At 70.7% G+C, this 25401-nt stretch carries 22 protein-coding genes; 19 read left to right on the top strand and 3 right to left on the bottom strand.

Annotation, left to right across the window (positions count from 1 at the left end):
* Positions 1 to 17: 17 nt before the first annotated feature.
* Complete coding sequence (locus IE207_RS17605) at positions 18 to 704, bottom strand: potassium channel family protein (protein ID WP_190185193.1); 687 nt, start codon at positions 702 to 704, stop codon at positions 18 to 20.
* Between the two features lie 67 nt (positions 705 to 771).
* Between IE207_RS17605 and IE207_RS17600 the strand changes: the two genes are divergently transcribed.
* Positions 772 to 1332, top strand: a complete 561-nt coding sequence (locus IE207_RS17600; protein WP_190185192.1) for an HIT family protein — start codon at positions 772 to 774, stop codon at positions 1330 to 1332.
* Positions 1333 to 1362: 30 nt separating this feature from the next.
* Here IE207_RS17600 and IE207_RS17595 read toward each other — a convergent pair whose 3' ends face one another.
* Positions 1363 to 3024, bottom strand: a complete 1662-nt coding sequence (locus IE207_RS17595; protein WP_229873792.1) for an AbeC-like domain-containing protein — start codon at positions 3022 to 3024, stop codon at positions 1363 to 1365.
* Between the two features lie 143 nt (positions 3025 to 3167).
* The gene (locus IE207_RS17590; RefSeq protein WP_190185191.1) at positions 3168 to 5363 is read right to left on the bottom strand and encodes an elongation factor G-like protein EF-G2; all 2196 of its coding nucleotides are present in this window, start codon (positions 5361 to 5363) and stop codon (positions 3168 to 3170) included.
* Between the two features lie 243 nt (positions 5364 to 5606).
* On the opposite strand from IE207_RS17590, the gene pgsA reads away from it, so the two are divergent.
* The 18 genes from pgsA (at position 5607) to IE207_RS17500 (ending at position 25373) form a co-directional block, all read left to right on the top strand.
* A complete protein-coding gene (gene pgsA, locus IE207_RS17585) occupies positions 5607 to 6272 on the top strand; it encodes a phosphatidylinositol phosphate synthase (RefSeq protein WP_190185190.1) in 666 nt (221 codons plus the stop codon).
* Positions 6272 to 7174, top strand: coding sequence for a phosphatidylinositol mannoside acyltransferase (locus IE207_RS17580; protein WP_190185189.1), 903 nt, complete (start codon positions 6272 to 6274; stop codon positions 7172 to 7174). The genes pgsA and IE207_RS17580 overlap by 1 nt, the downstream gene beginning before the upstream one ends.
* Positions 7174 to 8334 (top strand): glycosyltransferase family 4 protein, encoded by a 1161-nt coding sequence (locus tag IE207_RS17575; RefSeq protein ID WP_190185188.1) that lies wholly within the window; start codon positions 7174 to 7176, stop codon positions 8332 to 8334. The genes IE207_RS17580 and IE207_RS17575 overlap by 1 nt, the downstream gene beginning before the upstream one ends.
* 189 nt (positions 8335 to 8523) lie before the next feature.
* The gene (locus IE207_RS17570; RefSeq protein WP_190185187.1) at positions 8524 to 10950 is read left to right on the top strand and encodes an aminoglycoside phosphotransferase family protein; all 2427 of its coding nucleotides are present in this window, start codon (positions 8524 to 8526) and stop codon (positions 10948 to 10950) included.
* On the top strand, positions 10947 to 11936 hold the full coding sequence (locus IE207_RS17565) for a phosphotransferase family protein (RefSeq protein WP_190185186.1): 990 nt from the start codon (positions 10947 to 10949) through the stop codon (positions 11934 to 11936). The genes IE207_RS17570 and IE207_RS17565 overlap by 4 nt, the downstream gene beginning before the upstream one ends.
* 2 nt (positions 11937 to 11938) lie before the next feature.
* Complete coding sequence (locus IE207_RS17560) at positions 11939 to 12940, top strand: aminoglycoside phosphotransferase family protein (RefSeq protein WP_190185185.1); 1002 nt, start codon at positions 11939 to 11941, stop codon at positions 12938 to 12940.
* Positions 12941 to 13001: 61 nt separating this feature from the next.
* Positions 13002 to 13541: a LemA family protein gene (locus IE207_RS17555; protein WP_190185184.1), complete on the top strand. Its 540-nt coding sequence runs from the start codon at positions 13002 to 13004 to the stop codon at positions 13539 to 13541.
* A 150-nt stretch (positions 13542 to 13691) separates the two neighbouring features.
* Positions 13692 to 14609, top strand: coding sequence for a pyridoxal 5'-phosphate synthase lyase subunit PdxS (gene pdxS, locus IE207_RS17550; protein WP_030157377.1), 918 nt, complete (start codon positions 13692 to 13694; stop codon positions 14607 to 14609).
* On the top strand, positions 14609 to 15199 hold the full coding sequence (pdxT, locus tag IE207_RS17545; protein WP_190185183.1) for a pyridoxal 5'-phosphate synthase glutaminase subunit PdxT: 591 nt from the start codon (positions 14609 to 14611) through the stop codon (positions 15197 to 15199). The genes pdxS and pdxT overlap by 1 nt, the downstream gene beginning before the upstream one ends.
* A 57-nt stretch (positions 15200 to 15256) precedes the next feature.
* Positions 15257 to 16009, top strand: a complete 753-nt coding sequence (locus IE207_RS17540; RefSeq protein WP_190185182.1) for a YebC/PmpR family DNA-binding transcriptional regulator — start codon at positions 15257 to 15259, stop codon at positions 16007 to 16009.
* 127 nt (positions 16010 to 16136) lie between these two features.
* Positions 16137 to 16673 carry a crossover junction endodeoxyribonuclease RuvC gene (gene ruvC / locus IE207_RS17535; RefSeq protein ID WP_190185181.1) on the top strand — a complete coding sequence of 179 codons (537 nt, stop codon included), beginning with the start codon at positions 16137 to 16139 and terminating at the stop codon, positions 16671 to 16673.
* Positions 16670 to 17296 (top strand): Holliday junction branch migration protein RuvA, encoded by a 627-nt coding sequence (ruvA, locus tag IE207_RS17530; RefSeq protein WP_190185180.1) that lies wholly within the window; start codon positions 16670 to 16672, stop codon positions 17294 to 17296. Before ruvC ends, ruvA begins: the two co-directional genes overlap by 4 nt.
* A 62-nt stretch (positions 17297 to 17358) precedes the next feature.
* Positions 17359 to 18417, top strand: a complete 1059-nt coding sequence (gene ruvB / locus IE207_RS17525) for a Holliday junction branch migration DNA helicase RuvB (RefSeq protein WP_190185179.1) — start codon at positions 17359 to 17361, stop codon at positions 18415 to 18417.
* 163 nt (positions 18418 to 18580) lie between these two features.
* Positions 18581 to 19087, top strand: a complete 507-nt coding sequence (yajC, locus tag IE207_RS17520; RefSeq protein WP_190185178.1) for a preprotein translocase subunit YajC — start codon at positions 18581 to 18583, stop codon at positions 19085 to 19087.
* Between the two features lie 153 nt (positions 19088 to 19240).
* On the top strand, positions 19241 to 21052 hold the full coding sequence (gene secD, locus IE207_RS17515) for a protein translocase subunit SecD (protein ID WP_190185177.1): 1812 nt from the start codon (positions 19241 to 19243) through the stop codon (positions 21050 to 21052).
* 1 nt (position 21053) lies between these two features.
* Positions 21054 to 22115, top strand: a complete 1062-nt coding sequence (secF, locus tag IE207_RS17510) for a protein translocase subunit SecF (RefSeq protein WP_190185176.1) — start codon at positions 21054 to 21056, stop codon at positions 22113 to 22115.
* On the top strand, positions 22112 to 22663 hold the full coding sequence (locus IE207_RS17505; RefSeq protein ID WP_190185175.1) for an adenine phosphoribosyltransferase: 552 nt from the start codon (positions 22112 to 22114) through the stop codon (positions 22661 to 22663). Before secF ends, IE207_RS17505 begins: the two co-directional genes overlap by 4 nt.
* Positions 22664 to 22907: 244 nt before the next feature.
* On the top strand, positions 22908 to 25373 hold the full coding sequence (locus IE207_RS17500; protein WP_190185174.1) for a RelA/SpoT family protein: 2466 nt from the start codon (positions 22908 to 22910) through the stop codon (positions 25371 to 25373).
* The last annotated feature ends 28 nt before the right edge of the window (positions 25374 to 25401 follow it).

Here is a 25401-nt window from a genome sequence, read left to right as displayed (position 1 = left end):
TGGCCGGCACGGCCCCTTCAAGGAGCCTCCGGCGAACTTCGGTTCCCCGGAGGCTCCTCCTCGTCCTCCTGGCGGAAGACCTGGATCAGCCAGGACGAGAAGCTGCCCGTCACCGCGCCCAGCAGCGCGAGCCCGCACACCATCAGCCCGACCGCGATCAGCCGGCCTACCGGGGTCACCGGGGTCACGTCGCCGTACCCCACCGTCGTCAGCGTCTCGCACACCCACCACACCGCGTCCCCGAACGTGCGGATGGAGGAGTGCGGGTCCTGGTGCTCCTGGTGGTAGACGCCGAGCGCCCCGGAGAAGCCGAGCAGGACGGCCGAGAGACCGGCGTACATGATCACCCGCTGGTACAGCCCCCGGCGCGGCCGCTCCCGGCGGGCCTGGATGGCGTCGTGGACCTTGACCATGCGCAGCGGCCGCAGGGTGGGCAACACGACGATCAGGGTGTCCAGCCAGTGCCGGCGCACGAAACGCAGCGGCCGGCCGCCGCTGAGCACCAGCCGCACCCCGTAGTCCCCGATGAAGCACAGCCAGGTCAGCAGGACCACGAGCCCCGCCCCGTCCCGCCACAGGTGTTCGCTCCGGGGGGCGAGCACGCGCACCGCGTACCCGGTGATGAAGAGCAGGGAGGCGTAGAACAGCGGCAGCTCGGTACGGCGCTCCCAGAGCTCCTCGCGGGTCGGCGGATCGTCGTGCATCCGCCCAGCATCGCCGGTCCCCGGCCGGTGTCCGCCCCGGCGACACGCCCAGCGGGGGCAAGGTCATATGCTGCATCCCATGACGAGTGAGCCGGAGCAGCAGATCGGTGTGGGTACGCAGGACGCGTTCCAGCGTCTGTGGACGCCCCACCGGATGGCCTACATCCAGGGCGAGAACAAGCCGACCGGCCCGGAGGCCGGGGACGGCTGTCCCTTCTGCGGGATTCCGGAGATGTCCGACGAGGACGGCCTGATCGTGGCCCGGGGCAAGCACGTGTACGCCGTGCTGAACCTCTACCCGTACAACGGCGGCCACCTGATGGTCGTCCCGTACCGGCACGTCGCCGACTACACCGAGCTGGACGGCCCCGAGACGGCCGAGCTCGCCGAGCTCACCAAACGGGCCATGACCGCGCTGCGCAAGGCTTCGGGGGCGCACGGCTTCAACATCGGCATGAACCAGGGCGCGGCGGCGGGGGCCGGCATCGCCGCGCACCTGCACCAGCACATCGTGCCCCGCTGGGGCGGGGACACGAACTTCATGCCGGTGGTCGGCCACACCAAGGTGCTGCCCCAGCTCCTCGCGGACACCCGCCGGATGCTCGCGGAGGCCTGGCCGGCCGACTGACCTCTGGTCGGCTGACCGGCCGGCCCGGGCCTACGCGTCGTAGACGTCCGCCTTGCGCGGGGCGGGCTCCTGGATGAGGCCGCTCATGATGGACGAGCGGTTCGTGAAGCGCTCGGTGTCCACGCCGTTCTCCTCCAGCACCCGGAACGCGGCGGCGTGCACCGCCCGCAGCACCGGCGTCACCGTGCGCAGGGCGTCGTCGGCCATGAACCGGTGGCGCCACATGGAGCCCGCCCAGACGTGGCGGACGCCGAAGGGCTCCGGGAGGATCAGCTTGCCGCCCAGGTAGTCCAGGAGCGGCGGGTACCAGGTCAGCGGGGCGCGCACGGCCAGCCGTACCACCTCGTCGGCGTCCACCAGCGGCAGCCGGCGCTCCACCGTCTCCCAGAACCGGACGGACTTGGCGACCTCGACCGTCTTGGGCGCGGACTTCGTGGTGAACAGGCCGTGCACGGGACCGAGCGCGTGCGCGGTGACGTCCACGCGGAGGGTCTTGTACAGCACGGTGACGGTCACCATCATCGTGATCACCAGCTGGCCGTCCCAGAGCGGGTACTGGATGCCCAGGTAGTGCCGGTTGCCGGCGCTGAACTGCTGCTCGTTGCAGATCCGGGTGATCTCGTGCGGCTTCACCAGGAAGGTGTCGACGTCCTCGCCGGTGGGGCGGGCCACTTCGGTGGCGCCCTCGCCGATCGGCGTGACGATCCAGTGCTGGATCGAGGCGGTCGGGAAGCCTCCGGTGTGCAGGGGGCCGCGCTCCAGCTTGCGCAGTTCGGTGTCGATCGCGCGTATGACGTCCCAGCTGCGGAACGGGTGGATCTCGGCGCCCTCGGTCCTCGGGACCAGTTCCTCGGCCATCTGCCAGCTGCCCCAGCGGGTGCCCATGCCGAGGATGCCCTTGGGGCCGGCGTAGAAGACGGAATTGCTGCGGTCTTCGGCGGTCAGCCTCGCCAGCTGGCGGCGCAGGTCCTCGCGGGCCTTCTCGTCGGGGTTGCCGGGCACCGCCTCCGGGATCTTCGCGGCGACCCCGCCGCCGCCGAGCAGCCCGTCCCAGCGCGAGCGCATGTCGGCGGCGGTGGTCTCGCAGAGCCGGCGGGCCACGAACCAGCCCACGGCCGGGGCGATGACCATGGCGCGCAGGTAGAGGCCGAAGAACCCGGTGAACGGCAGCCGGAACATCAGTACGGCGATGACGACGCCCACGCCGACCAGGAGCGCGGTGCCCGCCCAGGACCCGCGCTTGCCCTTGGCGAGCCACTTGCGGAGCTGGAACAGGCCCAGCCAGAGCATCAGCCCGGGCAGGAACACCACCCCGCACACCAGGGTGATCAGGCGCAGCTTGCGGTCGCGCTCCTTGCGGATGCGGGACGCTGCCAGGCAGTGCTCCACCACGGTCTGCGGGTCGGCGCCGAAGGACTGGATCAGGGGTTTGCGGGCGGCGCCCAGGGTGCGGGCCTCCACGGCCCGGCAGAAGGCCTCGCCGAGGTTGGGTTCCAAGAGGGAGATCTTGCCCGGCTTGACCTTCGACTCGTGGTACTCGTTGTTGGCCTTGAGGATCTCGTCGACCTTGCCGTCGCGGTAGGCGGCGGAGGCGAGCGCGTTGGTCGCGGCGGTCTGCCCACCGCCCCCCTGGAGCGGGATCTGTGCCCCGGGCCTGAAGTCGAAACCGTCGTCCGCCACCGTTGCCCCCATCGACGTACCGTCATGCGTTGTGCCGCGCCTGCGCTCTGCCCCGGTCGAGAGCCTATCGGCGGGACCCACCCCTTGGTATGGGACAGGGAAATACCGCCCACCGCAACAAGGTTGAGCAGGCGGCATCCCATGTGCTATGTCGGTTAACTTCCCTTCTCCGCCCGTTCGCGAACCTTGTCCGCCAGCTGCGGGGGCATCGGCTCGTGCCGGGCGTACGTACGGCTGAACCCGCCCGTGCCGTGCGACACGGAGCGCAGCTCCACCGCGTACCGGCCGATCTCGATCTCGGGGATCTCGGCGCGGACCCGGGTCCTGCCGGGGCCGGCCTGGTCGGTGCCCACGACGCGGCCGCGGCGGCCCGCCAGGTCGCTCATCACGGGGCCGACGTACTCGTCCGGGACCAGGACGTCGAGTTCCGCGACGGGCTCCAGCAGGTGGATGGAGGCCTCGGCAGCGGCTTCGCGCAGGGCGAGGGCGCCCGCGGTCTGGAACGCGGCGTCGGAGGAGTCCACCGAGTGCGCCTTGCCGTCGAGCAGGGTGACCCGTACGTCGACCAGCGGATAGCCGGCCGCCACTCCGCGGGCGGCCTGGGCGCGTACGCCCTTCTCCACGGACGGGATGAACTGCCGCGGCACGGATCCGCCGACGACCTTGTCCACGAACTCGATGCCGCTGCCCGGCGGGAGGGGTTCGACCTCGATCTCGCAGATGGCGAACTGGCCGTGGCCGCCGGACTGTTTGACGTGCCGGCCGCGCCCGGCCGCCTTGGCGCCGAAGGTCTCGCGCAGGCTCACCTTGTGGGGCACGGGGTCGACCTGGACCCCGTAGCGGGTGCGCAGCCGCTCCAGGGCGACGTCCTGGTGGGCTTCCCCCAGGCACCACAGCACGAGCTGGCCGGTGTGCGGGTTCTGCTCCAGCCGCATGGTCGGGTCCTCGGCGACGAGCCGGGCCAGGCCCTGGGAGAGCTTGTCCTCGTCGGCCTTGCTGTGGGCCTCGATGGCGAGGGGCAGGAGCGGTTCGGGCATCGGCCAGGGCTCCATCAGGAGCGGGCCGTCCTTGGCGGAGAGGGTGTCGCCGGTCTCGGCCCGGCTCAGTTTCGCCACGCACGCCAGGTCACCCGCGATGACGTGGGTGAGGGTGCGCTGCTGCTTGCCGAACGGGGAGGTCAGGGCGCCGATCCTCTCGTCGACGTCGTGGTCCTCGTGGCCGCGGTCGGCCAGACCGTGCCCGCTGACGTGCACGGTCTCCTCCGGGCGCAGGGTGCCCGAGAAGACGCGGACGAGGGAGACGCGGCCCACGTAGGGGTCGGAGGAGGTCTTGACCACCTCGGCCAGGAGCGGCCCGTCCGGGTCGCAGGTGACGTCGGGGCGGGCGGCGCCGTCGGGGGCGGTGACGGTGAGGGGGGCGCGTTCGAGCGGGGTGGGGAAGCCGCCGGTGACCAGTTCGAGGAGTTCGACGGTGCCCAGGCCCTGGCGGGCCCCTTCGGCGGCGGGCGCCGCCATCAGGACGGGGTGGAAGGTGCCGCGCGCGACGGCCCGCTCCAGGTCGTCGATCAGGGTCTTGAGGTCGATGTCCTCGCCGCCGAGGTAGCGGTCCATGAGGGTCTCGTCCTCGCTCTCCGCGATGATCCCCTCGATCAGGCGGGAGCGGGCCTGCGAGATCAGCGCGAGCTCGGCGGGGTCGGGGTCGCGTTCGGTGCGCTCGCCGGAGGTGTAGTCGTAGACCCGCTGGGACAGCAGCCCGAGCAGGCCGGTGACGGGTGCGTGCCCGTCGGGCCCGGCGGGGCCGTGCAGGGGCAGGTAGAGCGGGATGACGGCGTCCGGGTCGTCGCCGCCGAAGATCTCGCCGCAGACCGAGGTCATCTGCGTGTAATCCGCCCGGGCTGCCTCCAAATGGGTGATGACGATGGCCCTGGGCATGCCCACGGCCTCGCATTCGTCCCACACCATCCGGGTGGCCCCGTCGATCCCGTCGGCGGCCGAGACGACGAAGAGGGCCGCGTCCGCGGCGCGCAGACCGGCCCTGAGTTCCCCGACGAAGTCGGCGTATCCGGGGGTGTCGAGCACGTTGATCTTGATTCCGCCCCATTCGACGGGGACGAGGGAGAGCTGGATGGAGCGCTGGCGGCGCTGTTCGATCTCGTCGTAGTCGGAGACGGTGCCGCCGTCCTCGACCCGTCCGGCCCTGTTCACGGCCCCCGCGGTCAGGGCGAGGGCTTCGACCAGCGTGGTCTTCCCGGCGCCGCTGTGGCCGACCAGCACGACGTTCCGTACGGATGCGGGGCGGTCGGCCGTCAGTGCCCTGCCGGCGGCCCCGGCTTGGTGTGATGTGGCTCCCATGGTGTTCGTGCCTCCCGGTGTCGCGGTGAGGAGGGGTGACTGGGGTTCTTCGAGCTTTGCACCGCCGTCACACTGCGTCCATACGTCGTACTGGGGCCCGTCCGGAGCGTGAAGCGGGGGTGGCGCGCGGATTGTCCGGCCCGAACCGGTGGGTGCGGGGCCGTAGGGGTCCGGGGCGCTGGCTACGATGGGCCAGCCGGTGGCCGATGGGGCCGTGCGGCCCAGCGACCCTCCGGGAAGGCCATGCTGAACAAGTACGCGCGTGCATTCTTCACGCGTGTTCTCACGCCATTCGCCGCTTTTCTCCTCCGTCGGGGGGTGAGCCCGGACGCGGTCACGCTGATCGGCACGGCCGGAGTGGTGGCGGGAGCGCTGGTCTTCTTCCCCAGGGGCGAGTTCTTCTGGGGCACGATCACCATCACCCTGTTCGTGTTCTCCGACCTGGTGGACGGGAACATGGCCCGCCAGGCCGGGGTCTCCAGCCGCTGGGGCGCGTTCCTCGACTCCACCCTCGACCGGGTGGCGGACGCGGCGATCTTCGGCGGACTCGCGCTCTGGTACGCGGGCTCCGGCCACGACAACGTGCTGTGCGCGGTGGCGATCTTCTGCCTGGCCAGCGGGCAGGTGGTCTCGTACACCAAGGCCCGCGGCGAGGCGATCGGACTGCCGGTCGCCGTCAACGGGCTCGTCGAGCGCGCCGAGCGGCTGGTGATCACGCTGGTCGCGGCCGGTCTGTCCGGGCTGCAGACCTTCGGCGTGCCGTCCTGGATCGGCGTGCTGCTGCCGATCGCGCTGTGGGTGGTGGCGGCGGGCTCGCTCGTCACGCTGGTCCAGCGCGTGGTCACCGTACGCCGGGAGGCGGCGGAGGCCGACGCCGAGGCGCACATGCCGGAAGGCGGCGCGGCCTGATGGGCAAGGCACAGGACCGGCTCGTCGACGGGCTGTACGGGCTCGGCTGGGCGGCCGTCAAGAAGCTGCCGGAGCCGGCCGCGGTGGCCTTGGGCCGGCGGATAGCCGACTCCGTGTGGAAGCGGCGCGGCAAGAGCGTGCTGCGGCTGGAGTCGAACCTGGCCAGGGTCGTGCCCGGCGCCGGCCCGGAGCGGCTGCGGGAGCTGTCCCGGGCGGGCATGCGCTCGTACATGCGGTACTGGATGGAGTCCTTCCGGCTGCCGGCGATGGAGGCGCGGCGGTTCTCCACCGACGTGGAGATGGCCGGCGAGGACATCCTGCGCGAGGCGATCGCCTCGGGTCGCGGGGTCATCGTTGCCCTGCCGCACCTGGCGAACTGGGACCTGGCCGGGGCCTGGGCCACCAGCCACCTCGGCATCCCGTTCACGACGGTCGCCGAACGGCTCAAGCCGGAGTCCCTGTACGACCGGTTCGTTGCCTACCGCGAGAGCCTGGGCATGGAGGTGCTGCCGCACAGCGGCGGGGCCGCCTTCGGCACGCTCGCGCGCCGGCTCCGCTCGGGCGGCCTGGTCTGTCTGGTCGCCGACCGGGACCTGTCCGCCTCCGGGGTCGAGGTGGACTTCTTCGGCGCGGCCGCGCGGATGCCGGCCGGGCCCGCGCTGCTGGCGCAGCAGACCGGGGCGGCGCTGCTGCCGGCCACCCTGTACTACGGCGAGACCCCGCGGATGTACGGGCGGATCCACCCCGAGGTGTCGGTCCCGGAGACCGGCACCCGGACCGAGAAGACCGCCGTCATGACGCAGGCGGTCGCCGACGCGTTCGCCGCGGGCATCGCGGCACACCCCGAGGACTGGCACATGTTGCAGCGGCTGTGGCTGGACGATCTGGAGGAGCGCGCCTAGTGAAGATCGGCATCGTGTGCCCGTACTCGTGGGACGTGCCGGGCGGCGTCCAGTTCCACATCCGGGACCTGGCGGAGCACCTGATCCGCCTCGGCCACCAGGTGTCGGTCCTCGCCCCCGCGGACGACGAGACCCCGCTGCCGCCGTACGTGGTCTCGGCGGGACGGGCGGTGCCGGTGCCCTACAACGGGTCCGTCGCCCGGCTGAACTTCGGCTTCCTGTCGGCGGCCCGGGTACGGCGCTGGCTCCACGACGGCGTCTTCGACGTGATCCACATCCACGAGCCGGCCTCCCCGTCGCTGGGGCTGCTGTCCTGCTGGGCGGCGCAGGGGCCGATCGTGGCCACCTTCCACACCTCCAACCCGCGCTCGCGGGCGATGATCGCGGCCTACCCGATCCTCCAGCCGGCCCTGGAGAAGATCAGCGCCCGGATCGCGGTGAGCGAGTACGCGCGGCGCACGCTGGTGGAGCACCTGGGCGGAGACGCGGTGGTCATCCCGAACGGGGTGGACGTGGACTTCTTCGCCTCCGCCGAGCCGAAGGCGGAGTGGGGCGGCAGGACCCTCGGCTTCATCGGCCGCATCGACGAGCCGCGCAAGGGCCTGCCCGTGCTGATGGCGGCGTTCCCGCGGATCGTCGAGGAATGCCCCGACGTACGCCTCCTGGTGGCCGGCCGCGGCGACGAGGAGGAGGCGGTGGCGTCCTTGCCGGCCGCCCTGCGCTCCCGGGTGGAGTTCCTGGGCATGGTCTCCGACGAGGACAAGGCCCGGCTGCTGCGCAGCGTCGACGTGTACGTCGCCCCGAACACGGGCGGCGAGAGCTTCGGGATCATCCTGGTCGAGGCGCTGTCGGCGGGGGCGGCGGTCCTGGCCTCCGACCTGGACGCGTTCGCCCAGGTCCTGGACCAGGGCCGGGCGGGCGACCTCTTCGCCAACGAGGACTCCGACGCCCTGGCCGCCGCCGCGGTCCGGCTCCTCCACGACCCGGCGCGCCGCGCGGAACTCAGCGCCCGCGGCTCGGCGCACGTACGCCGCTTCGACTGGTCCACGGTCGGCGCGGACATCCTGGCCGTCTACGAAACGGTCACCGACGGCGCGGCCGCCGTCGCCACGGACGAACGCATCCCCCTCCGCACCCGCCTGGGCCTGTCCCGGGACTGATCAGTCGAACAGCCTTGCAGGGCAAGCTCGTTCGGGTGACTTTAGTCCGGGTGAGTCACGTGATGGTGTGGGTAGTCTCGCCTTCGTATCACAGGGGTTCGAGGGGGAGTCGCCATGTCCATCAGGCCACGCTATCGACGGGTCTCCGCATTACAGCGGCAGTTCTTCAACCGTGAAGGACTGCTCGCCGTGTACGACGAGGAGCTGGAGGGGATCTCGGAACGCCCGAGGATCCTCAACGTCGTGGGTGTAGGCGGCATCGGCAAGTCCCGCCTGTTGCAGGAGCTGCGCCACCGCACGCCCGACCGTTACCGATCGGCCCGGCTGGACCTCCAGCTGCCGGCCTTGCGGCAGCAAGAGGACGCCCTGGCCGTGCTCCGCACCGAATTCGGAGCGCAAGGCGTGAAGTTCGACCGATTCGACATCGCCTACGCGGTCCTGTGGCAGAGAGTCCATCCCCAGTTGCAAATGGATCGGAAAAACACTCCCTTCGCCGAGGAGAGCGAGGTGCTCTCGAAGATCCTGGACGATGCCATGGGGCTGCCGGTCTTCGGGACTGCGGCGGGCCTGGTCAGGCTCACAGGTCGGGCGATCGCCAATCGCCAGCGCAGGCATCGGATCGAAGCGGACTCCACGCTCCAGGAACTCGACAGCCTCTCCAACGCGGAACTGGGCCACGCGGTGACGTACCTGTTCGCCGAGGATCTGCGCCAGTCGGCCCAAGAGCAGCCGTTCGTGCTGTACGTCGACGCCTACGAGGCCATGGTGCCCGCACCGATCCCCGGCGGCCGCAGTTTCGCCTCGGACGCCTGGCTGCGCGATCTGCTGGGACAGCTGCAGGGAGGCCTCACCGTGCTGGCGAGTCGGGAGGCGCTGCCGTGGACGGCGTACGACAAGGAATGGGACGCGGTGATCCGCCGGGCGCGCGTGGAGGGCCTGCCGATGGCCGCGCGACTCGACCTGTTGAACCAGGCGGGGATCACGGAGATCCCGCGACAACGGTCGATCGCCGAAGCCAGCGCCGGTGTCCCGTTCTACCTGCACTTGGCCGTGGACACCCACGTGCAGAACCCCGACCGTACGGAGGACGCCGGAACGTCGGAGGAAATCGTGCAACGGTTCCTGCAGCACGTGGCTCCTGACGAGGTCAGGATCCTCGAACTGCTCAGTATCGCCCGGACCTTCGACCTGGAAGTGTTCCGGACGGTCGGCCGGCACTTCGACCTGCCGGCGAACCTGCTGACCTGGGAGTCGCTCACGGCCTACTCCTTCGCGTACCCGTTGCCTCTGGGTTGGTACCGGCTCCACCAACTGATGGTCTCGGCGCTCCAAGGGCATCTGTCGCCCGCGGTGAAACGCGAGGCGCACGCGGTGCTCCGGGCGCATTGGGAGGGGCTCGCGGACCGTATGGAAAGGGGAGCGGAGGAAAGGGGCGTGGCTCGTTCGTCCCCCCTCCGAGAGGCGGTCTATCACGGATTGCGGGCCGGAAACCTGGCTCCGGACGAAATCCTCAAGCACGCGGACCGAGCCCTCAGGATGAGCAGCCGGCAGGCGGTCGACGGAATGGTCAAGGACCTGAGGGATCACCTCGCCGCCTCGGCCGATCACACGGAGGCCCCCTCCTCCGTGGCGGCCATCCGGGACGCCGCCGACTGCCTGGATGCGGAATCCAGGCTGGAGCTGGGGGACACCGGCGCGGCCATGGCGCTGACGCCCGTGCGGGAAACGTCCGCCCGGTCGGTGGTGGCCGCCCGGCTGGCGCTGGCCGGCGCAAATGCCCGCAGGATCGCCGGGGAGAGTGCCCTGGCCGCGAGGATCTTCGAACAGGTCTGGGAGGACCACTCCGGCGAAGCCCGGACATCGGCGGGATTGTGCGTCGCGGACATCCGCATGTGGCAGGGCGACTTCCAGGGGGCTTTCGCTCTAGCCGAGGAGGTCTACGCCATCTGTTCCCCCGAGGAACGGGTCATCCGCGGAGATTTGAAGCGGCTGATGCACCTCGGACACCGGTTCCTCATGGACTTCGCACGAGCCCAGGACCTGCTGCTGCAGGCTGAGCAGGAGTATCGCGCGGTGGACGCGGTGATCGGCCTGGCCAACCTCCGGACGAACCGGGCGGAGCTCCTTGCGTTCACCGATCCGGAGGCCGCCGTCGCCGAAGCCGGAGTCGCCTTGGAAGTGCAACGGGAACTCGGCGCGCAGCACGAGATCGGCAAGGTTTACACCGCCATGGCCATCGCACAGATCCGGATGGGGCAGCTTGAGCGGGCCGAACTGTCGTTCCGCAACGCCAATGCCGCCCTCGACCGGGCCGGCTACCGATCAGGCAGGGCACGGGCCGACATGTTCCGCGCGTTCCTGCTCCTGCGCAGAGGAGAGCCGGAGGCGGCGTCCGCCCTCCTGCGTCACGCGACTCGGGAGTTCGAGGTCTGCCAGGTCTACCCCTCACTGATTCTCGCCATCCACCGGGCGACCGAGCTGATCGGTCTCGCGGACGCGGACATCACGGCGGCGGCAGACCGGGCCCGCCCCACCATCCGGCCTCTGGGGGCGGCTCACGAGCTGGAGCAACGTACGGAGCACGTCCTGTCGATGTTCGTCGAGGTGGACTCATGACCTGGTTGCGGCTCTACGGGCAGGCACGAGAGGCGGAGGGCGCCGCCGCCGGCTACTACAACCGCAACGTGGGGGTCCGGACGGCCGACGGTAAGGTCAACGTGCGGATTCCGCTGGCGGCCGCCGACACCATGGACTTGCGGCTGTGGCGCGAGGAGGACGTCCTGACCTGTATCCGGCCGTACGTCGTCCGGGCGCCGGAGCTGCGCCACGTGTCCGAGGACCCCCGCTTCCAGGTCCACCACTTCATCGAGGGGAGTGTCCTCGATGGGCTCTCTCCCCGGGGCGTTTCCGTCCCGCCGCACGTCATCGGCGATGTGGTGGCGCTGCTGGACCAGCTGGGCCGGATTCCCGCGGAGAAGGCGCCCCCGCTGCCCGCGCACTGGCCGGCTTCCGGCGACAGCGGCGGCTTCGCCCGCCTGCTGGCGCGGCTCACCCGGCAGGTCCACACCACGTACCGCGACGAGTACCGGGAGGCCTTCGTCGGCCTCGGTATCCCTGATGATCCCCTGGCGGTCATCGAGCCGCGGTGGGAATCTCTCACGTCGCGTCCCTTCGCGGTGCTCCATGCTGATCTCCACCGCAAAAACATGATCGTGGCGGACGGGGTCACCTGGTTCCTCGACTGGGAACTGGCCCTGTGGGGAGACCCGGTGTACGAAATCGCCATTCACTTCCACAAGATGGACTATCCGGACGATCAACGGGCCGAGGTTCTCGGGCTGTGGCGGGAGACCTTTCCGGAGCGATCCACGGCGGGTTCTTCCGACGACCTCGACCTGTACGCGGCGCACGAGCGGATCAAATCGGCGATTGTGGACACGGTCCGCTACTCGAAGCAGCTTGCGGCCTCCACGAGGGAGGAGCGGGACCTTCTCATCCTGCGGTTGACGAAGAAGGTGAACGCCGCCCGCCGGGTGTGGGGTGCGCCACCGAACCTGGTGCCCGAGCAGGTCGCCGCGCTCCTCGCCCCCTGGGAGGGGTAGCCATGGATCCCCTCGCGCTTTACAAGGAGGCCTGTGAGCAGGGCGCCGCTCTGTCGGGCAACTACCACCGCAACATCAGGGTGGAGGCGGACAGCGGGCCCGTCGTCGTACGCATTCGCTCGGGTGGCACGGACGCCATGGACCTGACCTTGTGGCCCGAGGCGCAGGTGCTGGAGGCGGTCGGACCCTGGGTGGCGTCGGCCCCACGCCTGCTGTACGCGGGTACGAATCCGGAGTTCCAGATCCACGGCTTCGTCGCCGGGCGCCGCGTCGACAGCCTGGCGCCCGAAGGAAAGCCACTGCCTGAGACCGTGGTGAAGGGTGTCGAGGGACTCTTCGGAGAGTTGTCGCGGGTGCCGCGGTCCGCGCTGCCCGCCGTTCCGGACGACTGGCCGTCGGACGGCGACACGCGTGGCTTCGCCGGACGACTCCTGGACCTCGTACGGACGATCCGGAGCCGACCGGACGAGCGGGTCGAGGAGACCTACCGGTCGCTGGGCGTCCCGGAGGACCCCTGTCGTGTGCTCCAGGACCAAGTGCGAGAGGTGACAGGCCGCCGCTTCGGGCTCCTGCACGCGGACATCCACCGCCAGAACATGATCGTCACGGAGGGCGGGGGGCTCGCCTTCCTCGACTGGGAGCTCGCCCTGTGGGGTGACCCCGTGTACGAGTTGGCAGATCACGTGCACAAGATGGCGTACGGTGCGGCCGAGCGGCGCGCGGTGACACAGGGGTGGGAGCGGCAGACCCCCGACGGATACCACCACGGCTGGACGGCTGATCTCGACTACTACCTCGCTTACGAGGCGGTGAAGTCCGCTGTGGTGGACACCGTGCGGTGGGGGCGGCGGATCGCCGAGGAGCAGGACACCGCCGGCAGGCTCGAGCTCGCGCGGCAACTCGCGGACAAGCTGTCCGCGGCGGCGCCGCACTGGGGCTCCGCGGCGTCGGCGGTCCCCCCGCCCCGTGAGATCGAAAAACTTGTGCGCCGATGGCAAACCTGACCGAGGCGTGCTCCCGGGGGCCGGATGGGGGTCCCCGGCCTGAGCGGTAGGCTCGCGGTCCGTGATCGAAACCCTTGTCTGGATCGTCCTCGCGTTCGGTGTCGTCGGCGTGTACCTGAGCTGGACCGCCGGGCGGCTCGACCGGCTGCATTCGCGGATGGACGCCGCGCGGGCCGCGCTCGACGCGCAGTTGGTGCGGCGGGCCTCCGTGGTGCTGGAGGTGGCCACCTCCGGGGTGCTCGACCCCGCCTCCTCGCTGGTGCTGTACGAAGCGGCGCACGCGGCGCGGCAGGCCGAGAAGGAGCAGCGCGAGGTGGCCGAGAGCGAGCTGAGCCAGGCGCTGCGCGCGGTGTTCGCCGACGCGGACCAGGTCGAGGCGGTGAAGGCCGCGCCCGGTGGGGTGGAGGCCGCGGAGGAACTGGCGGCGGCCGTGCGCCGGGTGCCGATGGCCCGGCGCTTCCACAACGACGCCGTACGGGCCGCCCGGGCCCTGCGCCGGCACCGCAAGGTGCGCTGGTTCCGCCTGGCGGGCCACGCCCCCTTCCCGCTCGCCTTCGAGATGGACGACGAGCCCCCCGCCGACCTCGCCGACCGCCCCTAGCCCGGATCCGCAGCGGGCGCACTTGTACCGGATGGCCAAAACGGAAGGAGCCACCGGCTCCTCATTGGCCCTTGCAGTGGACTGGACCCGGGGGGTTTGCTCAGTGCTGTAGTACCGCAGCACCCTTCTTCCTTCGAGTGAGGTCAATCCGTGAGCACGCTTCCCTCCACCCCCCAGTCCGCTGAGTCGGCTATCGGCACCTCCCGCGTCAAGCGCGGCATGGCCGAGCAGCTCAAGGGCGGCGTGATCATGGACGTGGTCAACGCCGAGCAGGCGAAGATCGCCGAGGACGCCGGCGCCGTGGCCGTCATGGCCCTGGAGCGGGTCCCCGCCGACATCCGCAAGGACGGCGGCGTGGCGCGCATGTCGGACCCGAACATGATCGAAGAGATCATCGAGGCCGTCTCCATCCCCGTCATGGCCAAGTCCCGCATCGGCCACTTCGTCGAGGCCCAGGTCCTGCAGTCCCTCGGCGTCGACTACATCGACGAGTCCGAGGTCCTGACCCCGGCCGACGAGGTCAACCACTCCGACAAGTGGGCGTTCACCACCCCCTTCGTCTGCGGTGCCACCAACCTGGGCGAGGCCCTGCGCCGCATCGCCGAGGGCGCGGCCATGATCCGCTCGAAGGGCGAGGCCGGCACCGGCAACGTCGTCGAGGCCGTCCGCCACCTGCGCCAGATCAAGAACGAGATCGCCAAGCTGCGCGGCTTCGACAACAACGAGCTGTACGCCGCCGCCAAGGAGCTGCGCGCCCCGTACGAGCTGGTCAAGGAGGTCGCCGAGCTCGGCAAGCTCCCCGTCGTGCTGTTCTCCGCCGGTGGCGTCGCCACCCCGGCCGACGCCGCGCTCATGCGCCAGCTCGGCGCCGAGGGCGTCTTCGTCGGCTCCGGCATCTTCAAGTCGGGCGACCCGGCCAAGCGCGCCGCCGCCATCGTGAAGGCCACCACCTTCTACGACGACCCGAAGATCATCGCGGACGCCTCCCGCAACCTGGGCGAGGCCATGGTCGGCATCAACTGCGACACCCTGCCCGAGGCCGAGCGTTACGCCAACCGGGGCTGGTAATGACGACTCCCACCATCGGTGTCCTGGCTCTCCAGGGCGACGTACGGGAGCACCTGATCGCCCTGGCCGCGGCGGACGCCGTGGCCAGGCCGGTCCGGCGTCCCGAGGAGCTCACCGAGGTCGACGCCCTGGTGATCCCCGGCGGCGAGTCCACGACCATGTCGAAGCTCGCCGTGCTGTTCGGCATGCTGGAGCCGCTGCGCGAGCGCGTGCGGGCCGGGATGCCGGTCTACGGCACCTGCGCCGGCATGATCATGCTCGCGAACAAGCTGCTGGACGGCCGTGAGGACCAGGAGACGCTCGGCGGCATCGACATGATCGTGCGCCGCAACGCCTTCGGCCGGCAGAACGAGTCCTTCGAGGCGAAGATCGACTTCGCGGGCATCGAGGGCGGCCCCGTGGAGGGCGTCTTCATCCGCGCCCCCTGGGTCGAGTCCGTCGGCGGCGGCGCCGAGGTGCTCGCCACGTACGACGGCCACACCGTCGCCGTGCGCCAGGGCAACGTGCTGGCCACCTCGTTCCACCCGGAACTCACCGGCGACGACCGCGTTCACGCGTACTTCGTCGACATGGTGCGCGCGGGGCTGTAATCAGGTCCCGGTAGGATCGGGTACGAACACTGTTGGTGACGCGAAGGAGACAGGCGGATGTCCGGCCACTCTAAATGGGCTACGACGAAGCACAAGAAGGCCGTGATCGATGCCAAGCGCGGCAAGCTCTTCGCGAAGCTGATCAAGAACATCGAGGTCGCGGCCCGGATGGGCGGCGCCGACATCGACGGCAACCCGACGCTCTTCGACGCCATCCAGAAGGCCAAGAAGAGCTCGGTCCCGAACAAGAACATCGACTCCGCGGTCAAGCGCGGCGGCGGCCTGGAGGCCGGCGGCGCCGACTACGAGACGATCATGTACGAAGGCTACGGCCCGAACGGTGTCGCGGTGCTCATCGAGTGCCTCACCGACAACCGCAACCGTGCCGCCTCCGACGTCCGCGTCGCCATGACCCGCAACGGCGGTTCGATGGCCGACCCGGGCTCGGTCTCGTACCTGTTCAACCGCAAGGGCGTCGTCGTGCTGCCCAAGGCCGGGCTCTCCGAGGACGACGTCCTGGAGACGGTGCTCGAAGCCGGTGCCGAAGAGGTCAACGACAACGGCGACACCTTCGAGATCATCAGCGAGCCCACCGACATGGTCGCGGTCCGCACCGCGCTCCAGGAGGCGGGCATCGACTACGACTCGGCCGACTCCAGCTTCGTCCCGACCATGCAGGTCGAGCTGGACGAGGACGGCGCGCGCAAGATCTTCAAGCTGATCGACGCGCTGGAGGACAGCGACGACGTGCAGAACGTCTTCGCCAACTTCGACGTCTCGGACGAGGTCATGGAGAAGGTCGACGCCTAACCGGCGCCCCGCACTTCGCACCAGTGCGACGGGCCGACAGGACACGTCCTGTCGGCCCGTCGTCATGTCAGTGGAGCCCGATAGCCTGCACGTGCACACGGACAGGCGATCGAAGGAGGGGGGCGAGGTGCGCGTACTCGGTGTGGACCCGGGGCTGACGCGGTGTGGTGTCGGCGTGGTCGAGGGGGTCGCCGGCCGCCCCCTCACCATGCTCGGAGTGGGGGTCGTACGGACGCCCGCCGACGCCGAGTTGGGGCTCCGGCTCGTCGCCGTCGAGCGCGGCATGGAGGAGTGGCTGGACGAGTACCGGCCCGAAGTCGTCGCCGTGGAGCGGGTCTTCAGCCAGCACAACGTCAGCACGGTGATGGGCACCGCCCAGGCCAGCGCCGTCGCCATGCTGTGCGCGGCCCGGCGCGGCCTGCCGGTCGCCCTGCACACCCCGAGCGAAGTCAAGGCCGCCGTCACCGGAACCGGCCGGGCCGACAAGGCGCAGGTCGGGTCCATGGTCACCCGGCTGCTGCGGCTGAGCGCCCCGCCGAAACCGGCCGACGCCGCCGACGCCCTCGCGCTCGCCATCTGCCACATCTGGCGGGCCCCCGCCCAAAACCGCCTCCAGCAGGCGGTCGCCCAGCATGCCTCCGCCGTGAAAGGCCGCCCCTCATGATCGCGTTCGTCAGCGGCCCGGTCGCCGCCCTCGCCCCCGCCGAGGCCGTCATCGAGGTCGGGGGAGTGGGCATGGCCGTCCAGTGCACGCCCACCACCGTCGCCGGCCTGCGACTGGGGGAGACGGCCAGGCTGGCCACGTCCCTGGTGGTACGGGAGGACTCGCTCACCCTGTACGGCTTCGCCGACGACGACGAACGGCAGGTCTTCGAGCTGCTCCAGAGCGCGAGCGGGGTGGGCCCGCGGCTCGCACAGGCCATGCTGGGCGTCCACAGCCCGGACGCACTGCGGGTGGCCGTCTCGACGGGGGACGAGAAGGCCCTGATGGCGGTGCCGGGCATCGGCAAGAAGGGCGCGCAGAAGCTGCTGCTGGAGCTCAAGGACAAGCTGGGCGCGCCGCTGGGCGCCGTCGTCGGGGCCCAGCGGGCCGCCGCCACCGGCCCCGCGCCCTGGACGGAGCAGCTCGCCGCCGCGCTCATCGGCCTCGGGTACGCCTCCCGCGAGGCGGAGGAAGCCGTCACGGCGGTGACCCCGCAGGCGGAGGCAGCCATCGCCGCGGGCGGCTCGGCCCCGGTCCCGCAGTTGCTGCGCGCCGCCCTGCAGTCCCTGAACCGGGCCCGCTGACCCGTACACCGCCGCGGGCGGGACGATGATCACCGTACGAACCGAGAAGGCAGACTGACACCGTGAACTGGGACGACGAGAGCGACCGCATTGTCGCGGCGGCGGCGGACGGCGAGGACACCGCCGTCGAGGCGGCCCTGCGGCCCAAGGACCTCGGGGAGTTCGTCGGCCAGGAGAAGGTCCGCCAGCAGCTGGACCTCGTCCTCAAGGCGGCCCGCCAGCGCGGCGCGACCGCCGACCACGTCCTGCTCTCCGGTGCGCCGGGCCTCGGCAAGACCACCCTCTCCATGATCATCGCGGCGGAGATGGGCGCGCCCATCCGGATCACCTCCGGCCCGGCCATCCAGCACGCCGGGGACCTCGCCGCGATCCTCTCCTCCTTGCAGGAGGGCGAGGTGCTCTTCCTGGACGAGATCCACCGCATGTCCCGGCCCGCCGAGGAAATGCTGTACATGGCCATGGAGGACTTCCGCGTCGACGTGATCGTCGGCAAGGGGCCGGGTGCGACCGCGATCCCCCTGGAGCTGCCCCCCTTCACCCTGGTCGGCGCGACCACCCGCGCCGGACTGCTGCCGCCGCCGCTGCGGGACCGCTTCGGCTTCACCGGGCACATGGAGTTCTACGCCCCCGAGGAGCTGGAACGCGTCATCCACCGCTCCGCCCGCCTCCTCGACGTGGAGATCGACACCGCCGGGGCCGCCGAGATCGCCGGACGCTCGCGCGGCACCCCGCGGATCGCCAACCGTCTGCTGCGCCGGGTCCGGGACTACGCCCAGGTGAGGGCCGACGGAGTGATCACCCGGGAGATCGCCGGCACCGCCCTCCAGGTCTACGAGGTGGACGCGCGTGGCCTCGACCGGCTGGACCGGGCCGTGCTGGAGGCGCTGCTCAAGCTGTTCGGCGGCGGTCCCGTGGGGCTCTCCACCCTCGCCGTCGCCGTCGGTGAGGAGCGCGAGACCGTCGAGGAGGTCGCCGAGCCCTTCCTGGTCCGCGAGGGGCTGCTGGCGCGTACCCCGCGCGGGCGGGTCGCGACCCCCGCCGCATGGGTTCACCTGGGCCTTGTCCCGCCCGGGCAGGGCGCCGGTGGATCAAGCGGACAACAGGGCTTGTTCGGGGCGTGACGGCGCGGAGGTTCGACCGCCCAGGAACCGCGGTGCCATGCTGGGCGTTGTTCCATCGGTGCGGACTCGCCTAGACTCCGCCGATGCCGACCCTTCGGGTCGGTATGCCCACCCCCGTAGAAAAGGCCGCATCCCCTGCGGTCGTGCGAAGGATCTCCGTCCCGTGAATCTCGTGACACTCCTCCCGTTCATCGTGCTCATCGGGGCGATGTTCCTGATGACCCGCTCCGCCAAGAAGAAGCAGCAGGCAGCCGCGCAGATGCGCGACCACCTGGTACCCGGCACCGGCGTCCGTACCATCGGCGGCATGTACGCCACGGTCAAGGAGATCGGCGACGACACCCTCACCCTCGAGGTGGCCCCGGGCGTCCACGCCATCTACGCCAAGAACGCCATCGGCGCGGTCCTGGAGGACGCGGAGTACAACCGCATCGTCCACGGAATCACCGATGATCCGACCAGCGACACGCCGGTCGTACCGGACGACGCCTCCTCGCTCACCGCGGACGCGGCGGACGAGCCGGCCAAGACCGACCTCACCAAGGACCAGGGCGAGGCTCCCAAGCCCGACCTGGGCAAGAAGGACGAGGCCAAGGGCGACGCGCCGCAGGACGGCAAGACCGACGGCGAGACCGACGGCAAGACCGACGGCGAGGCCGGCGCCAAGTAGCGACCGGCCGGGGACCGCGACGCCGCCTGACCGGCGGCCGCCGCGGTCCCCGTCAGCGACACTTCTGCGGGGGGCAGGGGTCCCCACCACACATTTCGTGGCCGTCCGCGCGCTGACCCGGCGCGGGGCGGTTGGACAGGGAGATACGACAAGGTGGCAGCACCGAAGAAGGGCCGGCGGCCCACGGGGGCTCAGGGGAGGCCGGGGCGCGCCCTGGCCATCATCCTGATCGCGATGGTGGCGCTCACCGCGGGGATGTTCCTCACGAAGCAGACGACGCCCCGGCTGGGCATCGACCTCGCGGGCGGCACGAGCATCACGCTCAAGGCCAAGAGCGAGCCCGGCAAGCCGGACGCGGTCAACGAGACCAACATGAACACGGCGGTCGGCATCATCGAGCGCCGCGTCAACGGTCTCGGCGTCTCGGAGGCCGAGGTCCAGACGCAGGGCCGCGACCACATCATCGTGAACATCCCCCGCGGGATGAACGAGCAGCAGGCGCGCGAGCAGGTCGGCACCACCGCCCAGCTGTACTTCCGCCCTGTCCTGGCCTTCGCCGACGGCGCCCCGGTCGCTCCCGAGGGGAAGCCGAGCCCGTCCACGAGCGGCGCTCCGAGCCCCTCGGCGAGCGGTTCCGGCGCCCCCAAGGCGGAGAACGGCAAGCCCGGCTCCTCGGCCACCCCGTCGTCCAGCGCCACTTCCCAGGGACGTGTGCTCAGCGAGGCCCTCAAGGCCCCGGGCGCCCCCTCTCCCTCGCCCTCGGCGAGCGAGTCGAAGAAGGCAGACGACAAGGCGCCGACCCCGGTCCCGACCCCGTCGGGCGCCGACGCCGCCGTCGCGAACCTGCAGGCGAAGTTCGCCGCGCTGGACTGCAACGACGAGAAGCAGCGCGCCACGGTCGGCAAGGACGTCAAGCCCGAGGACCCGACGCTCGCCTGTGGCAAGCGCGGCAACACCTGGGGCAAGTGGGTGCTCGGCCCGGCCGCGGTCAACGGCCAGGACGTGGACAACGCCAAGGGCGCCATCAACCCGCAGAGCGCCCAGTGGATCGTCACCATGCAGTTCACCGACAAGGGCGCCGACAAGTTCGCCAAGATCACCGGTGAGCTGGCCACCAAGCAGTCCCCGCAGAACCAGTTCGCCATCGTGCTCGACGGCGAGGTCATCTCCGACCCGTCCGTGAGCCAGGCGCTGACCGGCGGCAACGCCGAGATCTCGGGCGGCTTCACCCAGCAGTCCGCCCAGGACCTGGGCAACATGCTGTCCTACGGCGCGCTGCCGCTCTCCTTCCAGGAGGACAGCGTCACCACCGTCACCCCCGCGCTCGGCAGTGAGCAGCTCCAGGCCGGTCTCATCGCCGGCGCGATCGGCCTCGCGCTCGTCGTGATCTACCTGCTCGTGTACTACCGGGGCCTGGCCTTCATCGCCATCGTCAGCCTCCTGGTGTCCGCGGTGCTGACCTACACGATCATGGCGCTGCTCGGGAAGGGCATCGGGTTCGCGCTGAACCTGCCCGCCGTCTGCGGTGCCATCGTCGCCATCGGCATCACGGCGGACTCGTTCATCGTGTACTTCGAACGCATCCGCGACGAGATCCGCGAGGGCCGCACCCTGCGTCCGGCGGTGGAGCGTGCCTGGCCGCGGGCCCGGCGCACCATCCTGGTGTCCGACTTCGTCTCGTTCCTCGCCGCCGCCGTGCTGTTCATCGTCACCGTCGGCAAGGTGCAGGGTTTCGCCTTCACGCTGGGTCTGACCACCCTGCTCGACGTGGTCGTGGTGTTCCTCTTCACCAAGCCCGTCATGACCCTGCTGGCGCGTACGAAGTTCTTCTCCAGCGGCCACCCGTGGTCCGGGCTGGACCCCAAGCGCCTGGGCGCCAAGCCGCCGCTGCGCCGGTCCCGTCGTACCGGCGGCGCAGCGACCGCCGCCGCCGTGCCCGCCCCCGTCGACGCAAAGGAGGCGTGAGATGTCGAAGCTGGGAGATCTCGGCGCCAGGCTGTACCGCGGTGAGGTCGGATACGACTTCGTCGGCAAGCGCTTTCTCTGGTACGGCGTTTCCATCCTGATCACCATCACGGCGATCGTTGCCCTGGCCGTACAGGGCCTCAACATGGGCATCGAGTTCAAGGGCGGTGCCGTCTTCACCACCCCGAAGACGGCCGTCTCGGTCGCCGACGTGACCGAGGACGCCAAGAAGGCCTCCGGTCACGAGGCGATCGTCCAAGAGCTCGGCACCGGCGGCATGCGGATCCAGATCTCGGGTCTGAACACCGACGACGCGGCCGGCGTGAAGAAGCAGCTCGCCACCGACCTCAAGGTCGACGCGAACCAGATCAACGCCGACCTCGTCGGCCCCAGCTGGGGCGAGCAGATCGCGAACAAGGCCTGGACGGGCCTCGGCATCTTCATGGTCCTCGTGGTGCTCTACCTCGCCATCGCCTTCGAGTGGCGGATGGCGGTCGCGGCGCTGGTCGCGCTGATCCACGACCTCACCATCACCGTCGGCGTGTACGCGCTGGTCGGCTTCGAGGTCACCCCGGGCACCGTGATCGGTCTGCTGACGATCCTCGGTTACTCCCTCTACGACACCGTCGTCGTCTTCGACGGTCTCAAGGAGGGCTCGAAGGACATCACGAAGCAGACCCGCTACACGTTCAGCGAGATCGCCAACCGCAGCATCAACGGCACGCTGGTCCGCTCGATCAACACCACGGTCGTGGCGCTGCTCCCGGTCGGCGCGCTGCTGTTCATCGGCGGCGGCTTCCTGGGCGCCGGCATGCTCAACGACATCTCGCTGTCGCTGTTCGTCGGTCTCGCGGCCGGTGCGTACTCCTCGATCTTCATCGCGACCCCGCTGGTCGTCGACCTCAAGGAGCGCGAGCCGGCGATGAAGGCGCTGCGCAAGCGGGTGCTCGCGAAGCGGGCCGCCGCGGCGGCCAAGGGCGAGTCCCAGGACGACGCCCAGGAGGCGCAGGACACTCCGCAGGTCGTGGCGCAGGGCCAGGGCCAGGGGCGGCGGCGCCGGTGACCGCGTGTACGCCCGAGGTGCGAGAGCTGCTCCTCAGCAGGATCAAGGACGTACCGGACTACCCCAAGCCGGGTGTGACGTTCAAGGACATCACGCCCCTGCTGGCCGACCCGAAGGCCTTCGCGGCGCTGACGGACGCGCTGGTGGAGCTGGCGGTGCGGTACGGCGCGACGAAGATCGTCGGGCTGGAGGCGCGCGGGTTCATCCTGGCCGCTCCGGTGGCCGTGCAGGCCGGGCTCGGCTTCGTGCCGATGCGCAAGGCCGGCAAGCTGCCCGGTGCCACGCTGGGGCAGGCCTACGACCTGGAGTACGGCACCGCGGAGATCGAGGTCCACGCGGAGGACCTGGCGATCGGTGACCGGGTCATGGTCATCGACGACGTCCTGGCCACCGGCGGCACCGCGGAGGCCTCGCTCTCGCTGATCCGGCGGGCCGGGGCCGAGGTCGCGGGGGTGGCGGTCCTGATGGAGCTGTCCTTCCTGCCCGGCCGCGCGAGGCTGGAGCCCGCTCTGGGCGGCGCCCCGCTGGACGCGCTGATCGTGGTCTGACGCGCTCGCACCGCTCGTGGCGGCGGGTACCCGGGACGTCCCGGGTACCCGCCGCTTTCGCGTACGGGCCCGCCGGCCGCGGTGGGGGAGGCCGGCCGGCGGGCGGCCGGGGGGACGCCGGGGGACGCCGGGAGGCTCGGAGAACGAGGGGACCGAACCCTCGCTACCATGGGTTATCCGGACCTGACCGGGGCTCCGGATCCTCTCCCGGACGCCGTCCAGGGGGACCCCCAGAGGAGCGCTCTTGCCAGACGAGGTCCAGCCACTCTCCGCCGCCCAGCCCGACCCGCAGGCCGAGCAGCCCGCGGCGGCCGCCGCCACGCCCCCGCCCGCGCCGCCCGCCCCGCCGGTCAAGCCGGTCCCGCCGGTCAAGCCCTCCCCGCCGGTCAAGCCCGTTCCGGCGAAGTCCGCCGGGTCCTCCAACCGCGTGCGCGCCCGCCTCGCCCGCCTCGGGGTCCAGCGTTCCAACCCGTACAACCCGGTACTGGAGCCGCTGCTGCGCATAGTCCGCAGCAACGACCCGAAGATCGAGACGGCCACCCTGCGCCAGATCGAGCAGGCGTACCAGGTCGCCGAGCGCTGGCACCGCGGGCAGAAGCGCAAGAGCGGTGACCCGTACATCACCCACCCGCTCGCGGTGACCACCATCCTGGCCGAGCTCGGCATGGACCCGGCCACCCTGATGGCGGGCCTGCTGCACGACACCGTCGAGGACACCGAGTACGGCCTCGAACAGCTCAGACGCGACTTCGGCGACGCCGTCGCCCTGCTCGTCGACGGCGTCACCAAGCTGGACAGGGTCAAGTTCGGCGAGGCCGCACAGGCCGAGACCGTGCGCAAGATGGTCGTGGCCATGGCCAAGGACCCCCGGGTGCTGGTCATCAAGCTCGCCGACCGCCTGCACAACATGCGCACCATGCGCTACCTCAAGCGGGAGAAGCAGGAGAAGAAGGCCCGCGAGACCCTGGAGATCTACGCCCCGCTGGCGCACCGGCTGGGCATGAACACGATCAAGTGGGAACTCGAAGACCTGTCCTTCGCGATCCTGTACCCCAAGATGTACGACGAGATCGTGCGCCTGGTCGCCGAGCGCGCCCCCAAGCGCGACGAGTACCTCGCGGTCGTCACCGACGAGGTCCAGGCCGACCTCCGGGCCGCCCGGATCAAGGCCACCGTCACCGGCCGGCCCAAGCACTACTACAGCGTCTACCAGAAGATGATCGTGCGCGGCCGCGACTTCGCCGAGATCTACGACCTGGTCGGCATCCGGGTACTGGTCGACACCGTCCGGGACTGCTACGCGGCCCTCGGTACCGTGCACGCGCGATGGAACCCGGTCCCCGGCCGGTTCAAGGACTACATCGCGATGCCCAAGTTCAACATGTACCAGTCGCTGCACACGACGGTCATCGGGCCCAGCGGCAAGCCGGTCGAGCTCCAGATCCGCACCTTCGACATGCACCGCCGCGCCGAGTACGGCATCGCCGCGCACTGGAAGTACAAGCAGCAGACCGTCGCCGGCACCTCCAAGGTCCGCACCGACGTCCCGCAGGCGGCCAAGGGCAGCGCGGGCCAGGACACCGTCAACGACATGGCCTGGCTGCGCCAGCTGCTGGACTGGCAGAAGGAGACCGAGGACCCGGGCGAGTTCCTCGACTCGCTGCGGTTCGACCTCTCCCGCAACGAGGTCTTCGTCTTCACGCCCAAGGGCGACGTCATCGCACTGCCCGCCGGCGCCACCTCGGTGGACTTCGCCTACGCCGTCCACACCGAGGTCGGCCACCGCACCATAGGGGCGCGGGTCAACGGGCGGCTGGTGCCGCTCGAATCGACCCTGGACAACGGCGACCTCGTCGAGGTGTTCACCTCCAAGGCCGAAGGCGCCGGGCCGTCCCGTGACTGGCTGGGCTTCGTCAAGTCCCCGCGCGCCCGCAACAAGATCCGCGCCTGGTTCTCCAAGGAGCGCCGCGACGAGGCCATCGAGCACGGCAAGGACGCCATCGCCCGTGCCATGCGCAAGCAGAACCTGCCGATCCAGCGGATCCTGACGGGCGACTCCCTCGTCACCCTCGCGCACGAGATGCGCTACCCCGACATCTCCTCCCTCTACGCGGCCATCGGCGAGGGCCACGTGGCCGCGCAGGGCGTCGTGCAGAAGCTGGTCCAGGCCCTCGGCGGCGAGGACGCGGCCAACGAGGACATGGAGGAGAGCGTCCCGCCCTCGCGCGGCCGCAAGCGCCGCGGCAGCGCCGACCCGGGTGTGGTCGTCAAGGGCGTCGACGACGTCTGGGTCAAGCTGGCCCGCTGCTGCACGCCGGTACCGGGCGACCCGATCATCGGATTCGTCACGCGGGGCAGCGGCGTATCGGTTCACCGCGCCGACTGCGTCAACGTGGACTCGCTGTCCCAGCAGCCCGAACGGATGCTGGAGGTCGAATGGGCGCCCACCCAGTCCTCCGTCTTCCTGGTCGCCATCCAGGTCGAGGCGCTGGACCGGTCCAGGCTGCTGTCGGACGTCACCCGCGTCCTGTCCGACCAGCACGTCAACATCCTCTCGGCGGCCGTGCAGACCTCCCGCGACCGGGTGGCCACCTCCCGGTTCACCTTCGAGATGGGCGACCCGAAGCACCTGGGACACGTCCTCAAGGCCGTGCGGGGCGTCGAGGGCGTCTACGACGTCTACCGCGTGACCTCGGCCCGCAGGCCGTAACCCCTGCGCCCGACGCGGAGAAGGGCAC

The organism is Streptomyces cirratus, from assembly GCF_014650775.1.
Taxonomy (GTDB): domain Bacteria; phylum Actinomycetota; class Actinomycetes; order Streptomycetales; family Streptomycetaceae; genus Streptomyces; species Streptomyces cirratus.
This window is presented reverse-complemented; position numbering and strand designations above follow the sequence as displayed.

Excerpts from the sequence above, each read along its gene's own strand:
- IE207_RS17560 (WP_190185185.1), top strand. The coding sequence starts at position 11,939 with ATGGATCCCCTCGCGCTTTACAAGGAGGCCTGTGAGCAGGGCGCCGCT.
- pdxT (WP_190185183.1), top strand. The coding sequence starts at position 14,609 with ATGACGACTCCCACCATCGGTGTCCTGGCTCTCCAGGGCGACGTACGG.
- IE207_RS17605 (WP_190185193.1), bottom strand. The coding sequence starts at position 704 with ATGCACGACGATCCGCCGACCCGCGAGGAGCTCTGGGAGCGCCGTACC.
- ruvA (WP_190185180.1), top strand. The coding sequence starts at position 16,670 with ATGATCGCGTTCGTCAGCGGCCCGGTCGCCGCCCTCGCCCCCGCCGAG.
- IE207_RS17565 (WP_190185186.1), top strand. The coding sequence starts at position 10,947 with ATGACCTGGTTGCGGCTCTACGGGCAGGCACGAGAGGCGGAGGGCGCC.
- IE207_RS17590 (WP_190185191.1), bottom strand. The coding sequence starts at position 5,363 with ATGGGAGCCACATCACACCAAGCCGGGGCCGCCGGCAGGGCACTGACG.
- IE207_RS17600 (WP_190185192.1), top strand. The coding sequence starts at position 772 with ATGCTGCATCCCATGACGAGTGAGCCGGAGCAGCAGATCGGTGTGGGT.
- secF (WP_190185176.1), top strand. The coding sequence starts at position 21,054 with ATGTCGAAGCTGGGAGATCTCGGCGCCAGGCTGTACCGCGGTGAGGTC.
- IE207_RS17580 (WP_190185189.1), top strand. The coding sequence starts at position 6,272 with ATGGGCAAGGCACAGGACCGGCTCGTCGACGGGCTGTACGGGCTCGGC.
- IE207_RS17540 (WP_190185182.1), top strand. The coding sequence starts at position 15,257 with ATGTCCGGCCACTCTAAATGGGCTACGACGAAGCACAAGAAGGCCGTG.
- pgsA (WP_190185190.1), top strand. The coding sequence starts at position 5,607 with ATGCTGAACAAGTACGCGCGTGCATTCTTCACGCGTGTTCTCACGCCA.
- IE207_RS17595 (WP_229873792.1), bottom strand. The coding sequence starts at position 3,024 with ATGGGGGCAACGGTGGCGGACGACGGTTTCGACTTCAGGCCCGGGGCA.